General features: G+C 46.4%; 14 protein-coding genes. 4 read left to right on the top strand and 10 right to left on the bottom strand.

Going from position 1 to position 16,342, the window contains the following annotated elements; all coding sequences use genetic code 11:
* Positions 1-120: 120 nt before the first annotated feature.
* The gene (gene tyrS, locus AAA952_RS20885; RefSeq protein WP_219250080.1) at positions 121-1,314 is read left to right on the top strand and encodes a tyrosine--tRNA ligase; all 1,194 of its coding nucleotides are present in this window, start codon (positions 121-123) and stop codon (positions 1,312-1,314) included.
* 99 nt (positions 1,315-1,413) lie between these two features.
* On the opposite strand, the gene AAA952_RS20880 is transcribed toward tyrS, so the two are convergent.
* The 8 genes from AAA952_RS20880 to gltB form a co-directional block, all read right to left on the bottom strand.
* Entirely contained in the window at positions 1,414-1,842 is a 429-nt protein-coding gene (locus AAA952_RS20880) for a hypothetical protein (protein WP_113940677.1), read from the bottom strand.
* 126 nt (positions 1,843-1,968) lie between these two features.
* Complete coding sequence (locus AAA952_RS20875; RefSeq protein ID WP_028760847.1) at positions 1,969-2,460, bottom strand: nuclear transport factor 2 family protein; 492 nt, start codon at positions 2,458-2,460, stop codon at positions 1,969-1,971.
* 1 nt (position 2,461) lies between these two features.
* Positions 2,462-3,088, bottom strand: coding sequence for a trimeric intracellular cation channel family protein (locus tag AAA952_RS20870; protein ID WP_338259347.1), 627 nt, complete (start codon positions 3,086-3,088; stop codon positions 2,462-2,464).
* A complete protein-coding gene (locus AAA952_RS20865; protein WP_012088590.1) occupies positions 3,085-3,462 on the bottom strand; it encodes a DUF2721 domain-containing protein in 378 nt (125 codons plus the stop codon). Before AAA952_RS20865 ends, AAA952_RS20870 begins: the two co-directional genes overlap by 4 nt.
* A gap of 56 nt (positions 3,463-3,518) precedes the next feature.
* Positions 3,519-4,508, bottom strand: coding sequence for a cobalamin biosynthesis protein CobD/CbiB (locus AAA952_RS20860; protein ID WP_338259344.1), 990 nt, complete (start codon positions 4,506-4,508; stop codon positions 3,519-3,521).
* A gap of 22 nt (positions 4,509-4,530) precedes the next feature.
* On the bottom strand, positions 4,531-5,241 hold the full coding sequence (locus AAA952_RS20855) for a 5'-methylthioadenosine/adenosylhomocysteine nucleosidase (RefSeq protein WP_173246143.1): 711 nt from the start codon (positions 5,239-5,241) through the stop codon (positions 4,531-4,533).
* A gap of 347 nt (positions 5,242-5,588) precedes the next feature.
* Positions 5,589-6,995 carry an FAD-dependent oxidoreductase gene (locus tag AAA952_RS20850; protein WP_338259343.1) on the bottom strand — a complete coding sequence of 469 codons (1,407 nt, stop codon included), beginning with the start codon at positions 6,993-6,995 and terminating at the stop codon, positions 5,589-5,591.
* A gap of 6 nt (positions 6,996-7,001) precedes the next feature.
* Positions 7,002-11,450 carry a glutamate synthase large subunit gene (gene gltB, locus AAA952_RS20845; RefSeq protein WP_338259342.1) on the bottom strand — a complete coding sequence of 1,483 codons (4,449 nt, stop codon included), beginning with the start codon at positions 11,448-11,450 and terminating at the stop codon, positions 7,002-7,004.
* Between the two features lie 588 nt (positions 11,451-12,038).
* On the opposite strand from gltB, the gene AAA952_RS20840 reads away from it, so the two are divergent.
* From AAA952_RS20840 to oxyR, 3 genes are all read left to right on the top strand, one after another.
* A complete protein-coding gene (locus AAA952_RS20840) occupies positions 12,039-12,968 on the top strand; it encodes a TIGR01212 family radical SAM protein (protein WP_219252997.1) in 930 nt (309 codons plus the stop codon).
* A 204-nt stretch (positions 12,969-13,172) separates the two neighbouring features.
* Positions 13,173-13,538, top strand: a complete 366-nt coding sequence (locus AAA952_RS20835) for an Hpt domain-containing protein (protein ID WP_028760840.1) — start codon at positions 13,173-13,175, stop codon at positions 13,536-13,538.
* Positions 13,539-13,819: 281 nt separating this feature from the next.
* Positions 13,820-14,731: a hydrogen peroxide-inducible genes transcriptional activator OxyR gene (oxyR, locus tag AAA952_RS20830; protein ID WP_028760839.1), complete on the top strand. Its 912-nt coding sequence runs from the start codon at positions 13,820-13,822 to the stop codon at positions 14,729-14,731.
* Between the two features lie 55 nt (positions 14,732-14,786).
* On the opposite strand, the gene AAA952_RS20825 is transcribed toward oxyR, so the two are convergent.
* Both AAA952_RS20825 and AAA952_RS20820 read right to left on the bottom strand, forming a co-directional pair.
* The gene (locus AAA952_RS20825; RefSeq protein WP_105249866.1) at positions 14,787-15,854 is read right to left on the bottom strand and encodes an adenylate/guanylate cyclase domain-containing protein; all 1,068 of its coding nucleotides are present in this window, start codon (positions 15,852-15,854) and stop codon (positions 14,787-14,789) included.
* Positions 15,855-15,976: 122 nt separating this feature from the next.
* A partial coding sequence (locus AAA952_RS20820; protein ID WP_338259337.1) for a MutH/Sau3AI family endonuclease occupies positions 15,977-16,342 on the bottom strand: 366 nt, incomplete at its 5' end.

Genomic DNA, 16,342 nt, shown 5'->3' with positions numbered 1-16,342 from the left:
CGATACCAATAACCAGAGACTTAAATAATCCCGTTAGTGTACACACTTTCAATTGTGGTGGCTAACAAGTAACATAAGTCTCTTCATTTTATGATCATGGCCTTAGGAGTCCCTGCCGAGATGGCTGATTTAGACCAAGTATTAGCAGAAATTAGACGTGGTACCGATGAGATTTTACTCGAAGCGGATCTGCTGGAAAAACTCAAAGAAGGACGTCCACTCCGTATTAAGTTAGGCGCTGACCCTACCGCTCCGGATATCCATCTTGGACATACAGTAATCTTAAATAAATTAAGATTATTCCAAGAGTTAGGTCATGAAGTCATTTTTTTGATTGGTGACTTTACTGGTATGGTGGGGGACCCAAGTGGTAAAAATAGCACACGTCCGCCGCTCACCCGTGAACAAGTTTTAGCAAACGCAGAAACCTATAAAGAACAGGTTTATAAGATCCTCGATCCTGCTAAGACTCGTATCGAATTCAACTCAAGCTGGTTAGAGCCATTGGGCGCCGCAGGTATGATCCGTCTCGCGTCTAAGCAAACTGTGGCTCGTATGATGGAGCGCGATGACTTTAAGAAGCGTTATGCCTCGGGTCAGTCGATTGCGATTCATGAGTTTATGTATCCTTTACTTCAGGGCTATGACTCAGTTGCGCTACAGGCCGATGTTGAGCTGGGTGGTACAGATCAAAAGTTCAACCTGTTAATGGGCCGTGAACTGCAAAAAGCCGAAGGCCAAAAGCCACAAGCTGTGATCATGATGCCGCTGCTTGAAGGTTTAGACGGCGTGAAGAAAATGTCTAAATCGGCGCATAACTATATTGGCGTGAGCGAACCTGCCAACGAAATGTTTGGCAAGCTGATGTCAATTTCGGATGACTTGATGTGGCGCTACTTTGAACTGCTGTCATTCCGCCCACTGGCTGAAATTGAACAGTTTAAGCAAGATGTGGCGAATGGGTCTAACCCACGTGACATTAAAATCGCCTTAGCTAAGGAAATTATCACACGTTTCCACGATGCAGCGTCTGCCGAAAGTGCGCATCAAGCCTTTGTCGATCGTTCTAAGGGCATGATCCCCGATGATATCGAAGAAATTGAGTTAGCTGCGGGTGAAGGTATTGCGATTGCCAATCTGTTGAAAGACGCGGACTTAGTGTCATCGACTTCAGAAGCGATGCGGATGATCAAGCAAGGCGCGGTAAAGATGGACGGCGAAAAACTAGAAGATAGCCGTGTGACTTTGTTAGCGGGTACTGTTGCTGTATTCCAAGTCGGTAAACGTAAGTTTGCCAAAGTGACTTTGGTATAGTGACGTTGGTTTAGTTAGGTTTACGCTACAGTAAGTTTAAACGAACAAAAAGAGCGCCTTAGGGCGCTCTTTGTTTTTGAATCTTTTGATAATACAAGGTTAAGGCGCTGTGCTGGCCTCATGCTCGGCGATATTACATCTGTCGGTGCCAAAGTGTTGCCCACCACTGCATTTCCATGCCAATTGGGCCGAACTTACCTGCCAAAGTTTAGCGTTTTGTTTCAGTGAGATAATCAACAGCATCTGTGGATGCTGCTTGGAAAGCTCGCTCACTTGATAGGTTAAAATGCCGTCTTTATTGGTTTGAGTTCGCACTAAGGTAAATTTGTTGCCTGCATATTGGCTGCTGATTTTATTGGGATCTTCCGACCAAGGCTGATGTTGCGCCTGAGCGGTACGTAGTTGTTGATTAAAATGGCTTACTGGCTGAACGGCGTAGGAAACGATAATGGGCTGTAAGGCCTGTGCTTTGGGGGCCAGTATTAAGCCATTAAGGGCGAGTAGGGCTATCAATCCAAAAAACTTCATACAAACCTCATTGAAACGAAACGGCTCAGTCAATTTTTCAAAGGTGAAATACGCAGTGGTATTGACTCATTGTTAGTTTCGACTCGTTTTTAGGGATCAAGTTTCAAAGACGGATAAATTTTGTGACTACTGCATCGCTAATTGGTCTGACATGGTCTGGTAATCGATTAGGTCGACATGTTCCGTTACTCTGCGATTGAGCATGTCGATCTTAAGGCTTGTTACACCAGGTATCGCAACATCGATGATTTTCCCCGGTTTGCCAAATTGTTCACCTGGACCCTTGAAATGGTAGTTACCTATCATCACCACTAAAGAGCCTGCGTTATACATATGTTCTATGTTGAAGTTGTACTCGAGCACGCCCTCGTGGGCGCGCTCAAGGAAGTCGATGATGAAGCGGCCGCCGGTGTATTTGCGGTTGGCGGTTTTGTCGAAGAAGACGCTTTCGCGGTTATAGAATTTTCGCAGTGTCTTATAGTCGTGTTCAGTCAGCGCATTCATATATTTTACGGCTAACTGCTGTTCTTGTGGCATTTCACCTGAGTTGGCTTGCGCCGCTGCAGGATTGAGGGCTGGAACAAAAATGAGGCACAAAATAAAACACAATATTCGCAAACTATTCCCTCTTGGTCTTGAGATCAAAGGCCGGTAATGAAAGATGCCACTTGATGGCACTTAAGCGGATTAACAGGGCACTGGCCATCGCCAGAAACAGCGCCATTTTTTCGCCCATACCGTAGGCTAAGCTCACGGTATAGCCTATACCACCTATGATCGAAGCTGTGGCATAGACTTCTGTGCGTAAGACCATAGGAACTTGTCTACACAGTAAGTCTCGAATAATGCCTCCTCCCACGCCTGTGATCAAGCCCATTACGACGGCAATCATCCCACTCAAGCCCATATTGAGGGCCTTTTCAGCACCTATCACGGTAAAGAGGGCCAATCCAAAGGCATCTGCGACGGGTAAAATATACTCGGGTACCTTACGAGGGCGACGGACTAATAGCAAACAGACGAACACGGTCGCGAGGATCACTATGATGTAATTCGGGTCGCGGATCCAGAACACTGGCGTTGCACCAATTAAGGCATCACGAATACTGCCACCACCGACAGCGGTAACCGAGGCGAGCACGATAACGCCAAAGGGGTCCATTCTATGGCGTCCAGCGGCAAGTGCGCCGGATAATGCAAATACAGCGGTACCCCATAAATCAAAAAAGTAGATCCACTGGCTCATTTACTCATCTCTTTGATATGGATATTTAATGCGTCAACAGAGATGCGGATTTCAATCACAGATAAAATCAGTGAATAGAGCAAGAGCAGTAGGCTAGCGCCAAAAATCACTGAGCCGGTTTTATTAAAGCCGATATAGATAAAAATCATACACAGTACGCATAGGGCAAAGCTTGACACGCCTGCTTCCTGCATTCGACGAATGATGGTAATACGCTGGCTCAGGTTCTTAATTTGATCTTTATGTACGGGTTTTTCACCATTACTTAAATTTCGGATTAATGCGGCTAAGGCAAAAAAACGATTGGTATAAGCTAATAGTAACAATGAGATAGCAGGAAATAACAACGCAGGCGTTGTTAATGAAACATGCATGTTTTCGAGCAAGATGGTCAGCCTTTAACTTCACGTTGAGATAATGCGGCATCATATCACAGGCTTTGTAACCAACGTAAACTTGCCCATAACAAGGGCAGTATAATGATAAAGCTAAACCAGATAGCACAGGCACGTGAGGTCAGCTTAATTGCAGGCGTGATGTCATCACTGATTGGCTGCGGACCGTAGCATAATTTATCCACATTGATACGCACGCCAGCAAACTTCTGTGGTCCACCGAGCTCGATTCTCAAAATACTGGCCACGAGATTCACACTGAGAACATAACCTCGAATAGCGTGATGATTTTTAGGGGCTCTAAAAAGTTTTGCAAACGCCTTAGGCCCGCCTTGAATGGCGAGCGACAGGCTCCACAACCAAGCCGGAATCGCCAGCAAGATAATGGATACACCATTCACAGTACTGCAGAAATGTTGATACTTTGGTTGAATGGGCGGCCAGCTCAATTCGAGTTGTTTGAGCATTCGCACAGCTAGCACTAGCGGTGCTCCAGCAATAGCGAAAAAGAAAATGGTCGATGCTGTGCCGTAAATAGGTGCAGTGGCGAGTTTTTCTATGGTGGCTTTGGCTAGGCCGATTTCCGACAAACTATCGGTATCGCGCACCACCCAAGGCTGTAAAAGCTTTTTTGCGCTGGCATTATCTCCACGTTTTAAGGCCTTAGCGATTTCATCGGCAACTTGGCTAAACCCTGCATCGGTTAAACACAGATAAAGCACCAAAAATTCGAAAAACCATGGAAAGGCGGCCAGTTCGAGCAAAAAGGTGATAATGGCCCAAAACGGAAACAGTAACAGCATCATAGCTAAAAAGCCTGCTGTGGCTTGTTGGCTTGGAGAGCGTTCTGGGCGATTTACCTTGGCGGCGAGTTGCTTAGCTAAATGGCCAAACCAAATAAGCGGCTGCATTTCCCGTGGTAATGGCGCTAACCGCGCCAATAACAAAGCAAAAAAAAGTACCAAAAAGCCTTCAAACAAAGCGCCATCTATCTCGACAAGTTGTTGATAAAAAGAGGTGTGCATTCGGTACTTTCCACTTAAGTGATTATTTTATTGCGCTAGGATTCAGTTGCTCAAGCAGCAACATCACCATCAGAGCCGAGTGATAACCCGCTTTGACAATATAAGAGTCGAAATCCACTGGCGAGTCATTGTTGGCGTTATCCGATAAAGAGCGGATCACCACAAATGGCACTCCAAACTGATGACAAACTTGAGCGATTGCCGCGCCTTCCATCTCACAGGCAGCCATAGTAGGAAAGTTTTTGAGCATGGCTTGGGTGCGAACAGGATCGCAAATAAAGCTATCGCCAGTACAAATCAAACCTTCAATCGCTTTGACTTCACCCAGTTGAGCAATCGCTTTGTTGGCGGCTTCAACTAAATGTGCGGCAGGAATAAACGCAGCTGGTTGCTGCGCCATTTGGCCAATTTCATACCCAAAGGCCGTGACATCCACATCATGGTGACGCACTTCAGAAGAAATCACGATATCGCCAATGGCCAGTGAATCCACAAAACCACCGGCAGAACCAGTATTGATCACCGCATCCGGCGCATATTTTTCGATGAGTAGTGTGGTCGCAATACTTGCGGCGACTTTACCTATGCCTGAGCGAGTCACGACTACGTCTTTACCTGCGAGTGTACCAGCAATAAATTCAATACCAGCAATGGTTTGCGATGTCGCATTTGTCATGGCGGCGATCAGGTGAGCGACTTCTGGCTCCATTGCGCCAATAATTCCAATTTTCATGGGAGACCTTTTTGATTCAACACTTAAAGAGTGGGACATGGGAATGCTGGCTAATATACCACACAGTTTTATGCAGTCGTTATGGCGAGATTGGGATTGCTTGATAATCGCGGGGTAAAACGCGGGAGGGTTAACGGAAAAGTGCACCCCTAAGAGGTGCACTTTTATCTATCTATTTCATCTGTCTATTTTACTTATCTATTTTTCCATCAACCGATGGCGACAAATCACAAAAAAAAGGCTGGACTTGTTTGCCTAAGTCCAGCCATTGCAGTGCTTGTTAAATGACAGCGGTAAAACAGTTTTTTAGCGATAAAACAAACACATTGGCGCTTAATCTATAGCACTTAGTCTAAGTAATTAAGAATACCTTGGGCGGCATCGCGACCTTCGGCAATGGCTGTCACGACTAAGTCAGAACCGCGCACCATATCACCACCGGCAAACACTTTCGGGTTGGTGGTTTGGAATGGATTTTCGTCTAACTTACTCGCTTTAACTCGGCCCCATTGATCGAGCTCGATACCATGCTCGGCAAACCAAGGTGCTGGGCTAGGTTGGAAACCAAAGGCAATAATAATCGCATCAGCTTCGAGCAACTGTTCGCTCCCCGCAATCGCTTCGGCGCGTTGACGACCGCTTGCATCGGCCTTGCCCATGGCGGTTTCAACGCATTCAATGCCGATCACTTTGCCATCTTGGGTTTTAATCGCCACAGGTTGACGGTTAAACAAGAAGTTAACTCCTTCCTCCCGCGCATTTTGCACTTCACGACGTGAGCCTGGCATGTTGGCCTCGTCCCGGCGGTAAGCACAGACTACGCTGCTGGCACCTTGTCTGACGGCTGTGCGCACACAATCCATCGCAGTATCACCACCGCCTAATACCACCACACGTTTACCTTCAAGGTTCAGGTAGGGCGTTTCAGCATTCTGAGTGCCCATTAAATGATGGGTGTTACCAATCAAATAGGGCAGGGCTTGGTATACGCCTTGGGCATCTTCACCCTCAAGGCCTGCTTTCATCGCGGTATAGGTGCCCATGCCGAGGAAGACTGCATCGTATTCTTCGAGCAGTTTAGTAAATGGGATGTCCTTACCGACAGTGACACCGAGTTTGAACTCAATGCCCATGCCTTCTAATACACTGCGACGGGTCGCCATAACGGCTTTGTCGAGTTTAAAAGACGGAATACCGTAGGTGAGTAGACCACCAATTTGTGGATATTTATCAAAGACCACGGCTTTAACACCGTTGCGAGACAGAATATCCGCGCAGCCCAACCCCGCAGGACCCGCACCGACAATCGCCACTCGTTCAGCGCGCGGCGTGACCTTGCTCATATCGGGGCGCCAGCCTTGGGCGATGGCTGTGTCGGTAATGTATTTTTCAACGTTACCGATAGTGACAGCACCAAAGTCGTCGTTAAGGGTACAAGCGCCTTCGCAGAGTCTGTCCTGTGGACAAACACGGCCGCAGATTTCGGGCAGAGTGTTGGTCTCATGCACTAAATCCGCCGCTTCCATGATGCGACCTTGCTCCGCTAGCTTGAGCCAGTTAGGAATATAATTGTGTAGCGGACATTTCCACTCACAATAAGGATTGCCGCAATCTAAACAGCGATCCGCTTGCTGTGCCACTTCTGGTTGAGCAAAAGGCTGATAAATCTCAATAAACTGAGTCGCACGTTTAGCCGCAGGGTGTTTGGTGGGGTCTTTACGACCCACTTCAATAAATTGAAAATCGTTACTCATGCGCCATTACCCCGCTTTTACAACTAATTCTGGGCTCGATTTCTCTAACTTGAGTAGATCGGCCACGGCAATATTTTTAGGTTTTACTAATACGAAGCAATCTAACCAGTTACCAAAATCACTTAAGATCATCTTGGCATGTTCGCTGCCCGTTTCGGCCACGTGGGCTTCAATCAGACCTTTCAAATGTTGTTGATGAATAGGTGATTCGAGTTTTTGAGTATCGACAAGCTCAGTGTTCACACGGCGATTGAAGCGGCCGAATTGATCGAATACATAGGCAAAACCGCCTGTCATCCCAGCGCCGAAGTTCACCCCTGTTTTACCAAGGACAACCACAATGCCGCTGGTCATGTATTCGCAGCCGTTATCGCCAAGCCCTTCAACCACAGCAATCGCCCCAGAGTTACGGACTGCAAAACGCTCGCCCGCTTGACCTGCGGCGAAGAACTTGCCGCCCGTCGCGCCGTAAAGACACGTGTTACCGACAATGGCGCTGCGCTCACTTTGGAACGGGCTGCCAATAGGCGGGTATATGACAATCTGGCCGCCAGACATGCCTTTACCCACATAGTCGTTGGCATCGCCGCAGAGTTTTAACTCAAGGCCTGGGCTGTTCCACACGCCAAAGCTTTGGCCGGCACTGCCGTTAAAGCTCAGTTTGACCGGCGCTTTGGTGCCTTTGACGCCGAGTGTGCTCGCGATATAGCCTGACAACGTCGCGCCAACGGAACGGTCGGTGTTGTTGATGCTGTAAGCAGCATCGAAACTCTCGCCCTTATCGACGGCGCTTTGGCATTCGTTTAATAAATGCTGGTTAAGCAGCCCTAAATCCGCCGGTGGATTGGTTTCTTGCCAAGTGCGTGACGAGGTTGCTGGCACTTTGGGTTGATACAAAATCGGTGACAGATCTAAGCCTTGTTGCTTCGCGGTTTGGCCTTCGAGGGCATATAACCATTCGCTGCGACCGACGAGGTCTTCAAACTTGCTCACCCCTAAGGTCGCCATCCATTCACGAACTTCCTGTGCAACAAACTCAAAGTAAGTCATCACTCGCTCTGGCAGACCATGGTAATGGTTGTCGCGCAGGTTTTTATCTTGCGTTGCTACGCCAGTCGCACAGTTGTTCAAGTGGCAAATACGCAGGTATTTACAACCTAGGGCGATCATAGGCACAGTACCAAAACCAAAGCTTTCGGCGCCCAATAACGCGGCTTTAATCACATCGGTACCGGTTTTTAAGCCGCCATCGACTTGCAGGCGAATTTTATGGCGTAGACCATTTTCTACTAGCGATTGATGCACCTCGGCTAACCCTAGCTCCCATGGACTGCCCGCATATTTCACTGAGGTAATTGGGCTAGCACCTGTGCCGCCGTCATACCCTGAAATCGTGATCATGTCCGCATAGGCTTTGGCCACACCAGTGGCGATGGTCCCTACACCGGGTTCTGACACGAGTTTCACTGAAATCAGTGCTTTAGTGTTGATTTGCTTCAAGTCGAAAATCAGCTGGGCTAAATCTTCGATAGAGTAAATATCGTGGTGCGGTGGCGGTGAAATCAAGGTCACACCAGGACGTGCATGACGCAGTCCGGCGATTTCAACGCTGACTTTATGGCCGGGTAACTGACCACCTTCACCGGGTTTTGCCCCTTGGGCGACTTTAATCTGCAACACATCGGCATTAACTAAATAATGCGCCGTGACGCCAAAGCGTGCCGAGGCAATCTGTTTAATAGCAGAGTTGCGTTCAGTATTAAAGCGGCGTGCATCCTCACCACCTTCACCTGAGTTCGAGCGGCCACCTAAGCGGTTCATCGCGATAGCCAGCGCTTCATGGGCTTCAGGGCTCAAGGCGCCGATGCTCATGGCGGCGCTGTCAAAACGTGAATATAGATTTGATGCCGCTTCTACATCGGCGACATTAATCGATGTTTGCGCGCCCTTAATACCGATTAAGTCACGCAGTGTGGCCACGGGACGATTGTCGACGAGTTCGGCGAATTTTTTATAGCTCGCAAAATCTTTGTCAATCAATGACGCTTGCAAGGTGTTGACCACATCAGGGTTGAAGCAGTGATACTCACCACCCTCAACGTATTTCAGCAGGCCACCTTGCGGTAATGGCACATGGGCACGGTAGGCCGCTTTGTGCAGAATAGCTTGGTCTTGGGCGATGTCTGCAAAGCCTGCACCCTCGATGCGGCTAATTACGCCTTTAAAACACAGTTCGATCACTTCGCTGGCAATGCCTATGGCTTCAAATTGTTGGCTGCAACGATAAGAGCCGACAGTGCTGATGCCCATTTTGGACATGATCTTACGCAAGCCTTTTTCGATGCCGTAGCGGAAGTTCAACATCAATGCCGTGGTATCGGTTAAGTCATGGCGTTTTGCCAGTTCGGAAATTGACTCATACACTAAATACGGATAAATCGCCGTGGCACCAAAGCCAAGCAATACAGCAAAGTGATGCGGATCTCGCGCCGATGCGGTTTCAACAATAATGTTGGTGTCGCAGCGCAGGCTCTTATTCACCAGCATTTGTTGCACAGAACCGACCGCCATGGCTGCGGGGATCACTTGCGCTGTTTTACCTATGGCTCTATCCGAAAGGATCAACAAAGTCGTGCCGCTGCGGGCTAAACGCTCGGCTTCGGCGGTGATGCGGCGAATGGCGCTTTCTAAGCCTTCCTGTGGTTCGTAATTTAAATCGACAATATTGGCGCGATAGTAAGTGCTATCTAATCCCAGTAACTGGTTAAAATCACTGAATAATAAAATAGGTGAATTGAACATCACCCGGTAAGCATGCCCAGTGGTTTCATTGAAGAGGTTCTGTTCACGACCAATACAAGTGGTCAATGACATGACGTGCTTTTCACGTAAGGGGTCAATAGGTGGATTCGTTACTTGAGCAAATTTCTGCCTAAAATAGTCATACAGTGAACGTGACTTTTTCGACAATACTGCCATAGGTGTGTCGTCGCCCATAGAACCTGTGGCTTCTTCACCTTGCTTCGCCAATACCCAAATAACTTGTTCTAATTCCTCACGGGTATAGCCAAATTGTTTTTGGTATTGCAGCAATAGTTCAGGACTTAACTCGCTGGCACCGTGCTGCTCAGAGGCTAAATCTTCCGCTGGCGTTAAAGTACGGCTGTTTTTCGCCATCCACTCTTTATAGGGGTGGCGGCGCTTAAGATCGTTATCAATTTCAAAAGATTGGTACAGGCGACCGTTTAAGGTATCTAATACCAGCAATTCACCAGGCCCAACACGGCCTTTTTCAATCACTTCATCGGCGGCGTAATCCCAAATTCCGACTTCGGAAGCTAAGGTCAAAATACGATCTTTTGTGATCACATAACGCGATGGACGCAGACCATTACGGTCAACCGCGCAGGCGGCATGGCGACCGTTGGTCATCACAATACCTGCCGGACCATCCCAAGGTTCCATGTGCATAGAGTTAAAGTCGTAGAAGGCTTTTAATTCGTCATCCATTTCCGGATTACTTTGCCAAGCAGGCGGGATCAATAGACGCATGGCACGGTATAAGTCCATGCCACCAGATAACAGCATTTCCAGCATGTTATCTAAAGATGAAGAGTCTGAGCCTGTTTCATTCACAAAGGGAGCGGCCTGCTGCAAATCTGGCAGTAGCGGCGAATTAAACTTATAGGCACGGGCACGAGCCCATTGACGGTTACCCGTAATCGTATTGATTTCGCCGTTATGGGCTAAATATCTAAACGGCTGAGCTAATGGCCATTTAGGAGAAGTATTTGTTGAGAAACGTTGATGGAATAGGCATATAGAGCTTTTTAAGCGAATGTCCGCGAGATCGGGATAAAACGCGGGCAAGTCCACAGGCATCATCAGACCTTTATAGACGATAACTTGGCCTGACAAACTTGCGACATAGAAGTCTTTGTCGTCGGTGATCTGCTGCTCTAGGCGGCGACGCGCCATATAAAGGCGACGTTCCAAGTCTTTTTCACGCCAGCCAATGGGGGCGTTGATCAGCACTTGATAGATTTGTGGCAGGCTAGCCTTGCCAATTTCACCTAACACATCGGGATTGACAGGCACCTTGCGCCAGCCTGCAATACTTAAGGTTTCACGCTCGAGTTCGCGCTCAAGAATAAACTTGGCTTGGTCAGCCAGTTCATCATCTTGACTTAAAAACAGCATACCTACGGCAAATTTACGGCTCAAATGCCAATCATTTTCCGCGGCAATCGCTTCAAAAAATTGCACGGGTAATTGCATTAATAAACCACAGCCGTCGCCAGTGCGACCGTCGGAGGCAATGCCCCCGCGGTGCTTCATGCGATCTAGACCATGGATTGCCGTGCGCACTATACGGTGGCTGGCTTCGCCATCCATCTGTGCTATCAACCCAAAACCACAATTGTCCCGCTCAAAACTGGGATGATATAAGCTCATACAAAAACCTCCCTAGACCTCAACTGATTACTACTCGGGGAGAAAATGTAAAGACTTTCTATAGATATGCACCCGAACCACCCAAATTAGCCTGAGATTCAATAAAGGTCAAACCAAAAATTTGCATAAAACATGGGTATTAATTCATGTTTCATACACAAATCACAATTACCTTACGTTAACGTCAACAGTAAAATGTGTTGTATAACATTATGAATAAAAAGAATTTTAAAAACTATCAAACTCAAAATTTACCAAGGTGTAACATGCTGGTGGGATTGTTTTTGATTTAGAAATAGTGATTTTTATTGCAAACACAGTAAATAGATAAAAAATTAAAATTGTTGAATTGTTATTCATTTCTGATGTGAGCAAGATCTCAGCGGTAAGCTGGCTAATTTGAGGATGCGCACATTTATGATAATAACGGTATGAGTCAGGCGGGAATTTGATGTAGCGCCAAGAAACCTCTCGCTACCTTGTTTACACTAAGCTTTTTCTTCTATTTGTTCACGTATTTTCTTTTCTATTTATGATTTTATCTTGGTTATTCTCAATGAAGCGATATGAAATTTGGTGGGTGCTCTGATGGGGCTTGATGCATATGTGAACACCTTTGGTGCTGTTTGCAAGGCGCGATATGGCACCCGACTGCGAAAACTCACTATAGATGCCAAGTTTACTTGCCCTAACCGTGACGGCACTTTGGGGCGTGGAGGTTGTACTTTCTGTAATGTGGCGTCATTTAGCCATCAAACCGCCGATGTATTGAGTATTACTGAGCAACTTGAACAGGGTAAGAGCCGCTATCGTGAGGCGAAGCCTCAGGCACAAGCCGATAAATTTATTGCTTATTTTCAAGCCTACACTAGCACTTACGATGAATATCAAGTGTTAATGGCTAAGTACGATGAAGCGGTTAAAGATGGCGAGATAGTCGGTTTATGTGTTGGAACTCGCCCCGATTGTGTGCCGAATAATGTACTGGATTTACTGGCGCGTTATCAGGCAAATGGTGTCGATGTGTGGTTAGAACTCGGGTTGCAAACAGCCAAAGATGAAACACTGCGTAGAATTAACCGTGGCCATGATTTCGCCTGTTATTGTGACACTGTGTCTAGGGCGAGAGCTCGCGGTCTTAAGGTGTGCACTCATCTTATTCTTGGCTTACCCGATGAAACCCATAGCGATTATATGGCGACTTTAGCTGCTGTATTGCAGCAGGGTGTTGACGGTTTGAAGTTACATCCTTTGCATATCGTCGAAGGTAGCACTATGGCTAAGTCGTGGCGAAGTGGGCGCTTACCTTTATTGAGTATTGAGGATTATGCCCACAGTGTCGGTGAGATGATCCGCCATACTCCCGCGGAAGTGATTTTTCACCGTGTCACCGCTTATGCGAAAAAACCTATGCTATTAGCACCCGATTGGTGTGCTTATCGTTGGGATGGATTGGTGGCGATTGTGGATAATTTGCAGCTTTATGGTGGACAAGGGCACGCATTAGCGCAACGATAGAGGCAAGTTAGTGGGATAAATTTACTCCCTAAATGTTATGTCGTCGCTATTATGTCGTAAGCGTTTATTTACGACTATTAGTTTGTTTTTTGTTAATTTTAATCTGAATTAGACCATGAATATCGCTATAAGTTGCACTGACAATTTTAGTGGGTATCATGTGATAAATTCGTTTTAAGCATTGAACCACTTAAGGGAGGCCTTATGGCCACAGTTGAATTAGAAGCAATCCTAGATCTCAATACTCTCGAACAGTACTGCAGCGCCATTGGTGCCGGTACCTTACTCAAGAGTGTAGTGTTATTTGAGCAGTTAATGCCTGAATATGTTGGAAATCTAGTGAAGGCTAACGACGCAGCAGACAAAGATACCTTATGTTCAGAAGCACATAAATTTAAAGGTGCTGCAGGTTCTGTGGGGTTAAAACGTATTCAGCAGATCGCCCAGTTATTACAGCATGGCGAAGAAGCAAGATGGGATGCTGAACATGGCTCTTGGGTTGCTGACATCGTTGAACACGCGAGTGCAGATTTACAACAGTTAAAGTTATTCCTCCAAGCCAAAGCTTAAAATATTACTTGCTAAGGTAAGATAAGGCGCAGCAATAATGTCTATTGTTGCGCTCAATTGAGTGAATCTTGCATTGGTTTTACGATTAAGTTTATTGTTTTCGACATTTTCTTGTTAGCGCTTTCCCATCTTATTTTGTTACTCCCACTTAAGTTTTACGGCGAACCGATTGAATATCGATTCGGGTCACAATCCTGATATCTTATGCCGCGTTATTGCTCATCACTTATGCTAAAGTAGATTTAATTTCTTAATTCATAACCTTCATGGCAATCGAGAAAATGAAAAGTTTACCTAGCTTAAAAAACTTATTCTATTTGGTGAATCTCCATCAAGAGCAGAATTTTAACCGCGCCGCTAAGGTGTGTTTCGTCAGTCAATCAACGCTCTCAAGTGGGATCCAAAACCTAGAAGAGCAGTTAGGGCATCAGTTGATTGAGCGAGACCATAAGTCATTTATGTTTACCGCCATTGGTGAAGAAGTGGTGCAGCGCGCCCGTAAAATTCTCACTGATGTGGATGATTTGGTGGAATTAGTGAAAAATCAAGGTGAGCCGATGACGGGGGATATTCGCTTAGGCTGTATTCCAACCATAGCGCCTTTTCTATTGAGTCGTGTGATCCGCCAGTGTCAGCAATCTTATCCGGCGATGAGTTTATTATTGAAGGAAGATACCACTGAGCGTTTGCTAGATGCTTTGGGTAAAGGAGAGCTGGACTTATTGATCCTAGCGCTACCCGTTGATACAAGCGGTTACCACAGCATGAAAGTGGGCATAGATCCTTTCAAAATGGTGGCCCACAAAGATTTAGCGGGTGGCATACATCAACCTATTGATTATCAAACTCTGCCGGACGAGAGTATTTTTCTTCTGCAAAGTGAGCATTGCATCACAGGCCATGCTATTACTGCATGTCAGCTAGGTGATAGTGCGAAAGTCAATCCGTTTGCCGCCACCAGTTTGCATACTTTAGTGCAGATGGTGAACAGTAAACTGGGCACCACGTTTCTTCCGCAAATGGCCATTGACGCGGGTATTTTGAATGACACAGATTTAGTGGTGATGACGCCACCGGGTGAGGCACCTTACCGTGATATCGGCCTGGTCTGGCGTCAAACCACCAGTCGGATCTTAACTTTTCGCACTTTAGGGTTAATGATCCAAAAATTATTAGCTAAGGACGAGGAATAAACTGACTGTAACTGCAAAGCATTAATTCAAGCTAAAGCTTAAAGTCGATTACAAATCAAAGCGGGGAAACGCCAAACACTTCAATTGAGTGTTGTTTCCCTTTGAGTTTGACTGGGCCTAGATTTGATAGGTGATACTGAGTGTTGGGGTTATCTAAACGTCCCGCGAGTGCGCCCGAAATCAACATGCGCTGTCCTAGTGGATTACATTGATCTTGCAGTCTTGCTAAGGTATTGAGCACGTCACTAAAGAAACTAATTTCTTGTTTCTGTACACCAACAACTGCAGCGACGACTTGTCCACAATGGGCCGCCGCTTTAAATTTCGGCACAAAGCCATAATGCTCTTCAAAGTAGCGGCGTTGCCAGTTCAGTTGTTGGCTAAATTCAAAATAAATATTCATGCAGCGGTCGTGAACTATCCCTTCTTCTAATGGCCAGTGAAGCAGCACTGCATCTCCCATATAGCGGTAGATTTCAGCTTCGTTATTGGACACAGTATCTGAAAGTAAACTAAAGCTGTCTTGGATCAATCGACTAAAGCGGTAATCGCCAAGTGATTCGGCATGTGTGGTTGAGGCGACCATATCTAAATAGAGGAATAAGCGCTGCTCATATCTTGGCTTGTGGTATTTACCAAGGCCTATGTTGAGTAAAATACGCGGCCCGACTAATAATGCCATTTGCTCGACAAAAGCTAAGCTGACTCGTACAACGACCAAATATACGATCAATGCTTGGAATGAAGGACTATAGAGAATGTGCGCCGTCAGCATTTGTCTGAGGGTTGACATGTGATTTTCGATGGCCCACATATTTAAAAACTGAGTCATGTAAGCTAACGTCGTAGCACCCAGTAATAAAAACAAGCCTTTAAAGATGACTGAAAACACATAGGGGAGGCGATTGATTGCACTGAAATCGGCAATGACGTTCGACATCCAATGTAAGCTGCCAAAAATTATCCCCATGTAGATAGCAAGTGTTGCGAGATCAGCCGAACTTACCGCCCATTGGGGCAGCTCTGGTGATTGGGCATATCGAAAAAACACGAATGCAGCCATGGCAATCGCCCAAGCTAAAATCGCAAAAAGGAGTTTTTTCGCTTGTCTACGTGCTCTCACTGCTTGATTGGTATCCGAATACGGCTGTGATTTCAGGATGCCGTAGTTTATAGAAAAGAGTCACCTTAGTGCCAGTGAAATTTGTGATCTGGATCAATCCAAGTCCATATCGTTACTAAAAATTAACCAAATACCTTATTAAGTATCATAGCGGTGAAACTGGTCTTTAAATAAAAGCCCCTAGGGTTGGTCATTTTGAGGCTACCATCTTCGGCAATGCTTTGTGTTAACGCCTTACTATTCGCGGCCTTAGGTCGCAATTGCAGCACTTCGCCGTGGCGCGCTGTAAGCCTCTCTACTTTTCCGAGAGCGATAAGCTCCATGATCTCTTCCCAATCCTGTTGCAGTAATTGCAACTCGTGCGGATCTGGTTCCCACAATATTGATGTACCTATACGGCGCTCACCCACAGGAATATGCCTCTCTCCTTCAACGGGTACCCAAAGTATGTTCTGGTCTAATCCCATCGGACACTTAATTTTGAGACT

Origin of the sequence: Shewanella sp. M-Br, assembly GCF_036245925.1 — a bacterium.
GTDB lineage: Bacteria > Pseudomonadota > Gammaproteobacteria > Enterobacterales > Shewanellaceae > Shewanella > Shewanella oncorhynchi.
The sequence above is the reverse complement of the archived record's forward strand: the minus strand, read 5'-3'. Positions and strand labels throughout refer to the sequence as shown.

Bases quoted from the DNA above. Each gene is read 5' to 3' on its own strand.
- tyrS (WP_219250080.1), top strand. From the start codon at position 121: ATGGCTGATTTAGACCAAGTATTAGCAGAAATTAGACGTGGTACCGAT.
- AAA952_RS20880 (WP_113940677.1), bottom strand. From the start codon at position 1,842: ATGAAGTTTTTTGGATTGATAGCCCTACTCGCCCTTAATGGCTTAATA.
- AAA952_RS20870 (WP_338259347.1), bottom strand. From the start codon at position 3,088: ATGAGCCAGTGGATCTACTTTTTTGATTTATGGGGTACCGCTGTATTT.
- AAA952_RS20865 (WP_012088590.1), bottom strand. From the start codon at position 3,462: ATGCATGTTTCATTAACAACGCCTGCGTTGTTATTTCCTGCTATCTCA.
- AAA952_RS20860 (WP_338259344.1), bottom strand. From the start codon at position 4,508: ATGCACACCTCTTTTTATCAACAACTTGTCGAGATAGATGGCGCTTTG.
- AAA952_RS20855 (WP_173246143.1), bottom strand. From the start codon at position 5,241: ATGAAAATTGGAATTATTGGCGCAATGGAGCCAGAAGTCGCTCACCTG.
- AAA952_RS20850 (WP_338259343.1), bottom strand. From the start codon at position 6,995: ATGAGTAACGATTTTCAATTTATTGAAGTGGGTCGTAAAGACCCCACC.
- gltB (WP_338259342.1), bottom strand. From the start codon at position 11,450: ATGAGCTTATATCATCCCAGTTTTGAGCGGGACAATTGTGGTTTTGGG.
- AAA952_RS20840 (WP_219252997.1), top strand. From the start codon at position 12,039: ATGGGGCTTGATGCATATGTGAACACCTTTGGTGCTGTTTGCAAGGCG.
- AAA952_RS20835 (WP_028760840.1), top strand. From the start codon at position 13,173: ATGGCCACAGTTGAATTAGAAGCAATCCTAGATCTCAATACTCTCGAA.
- oxyR (WP_028760839.1), top strand. From the start codon at position 13,820: ATGAAAAGTTTACCTAGCTTAAAAAACTTATTCTATTTGGTGAATCTC.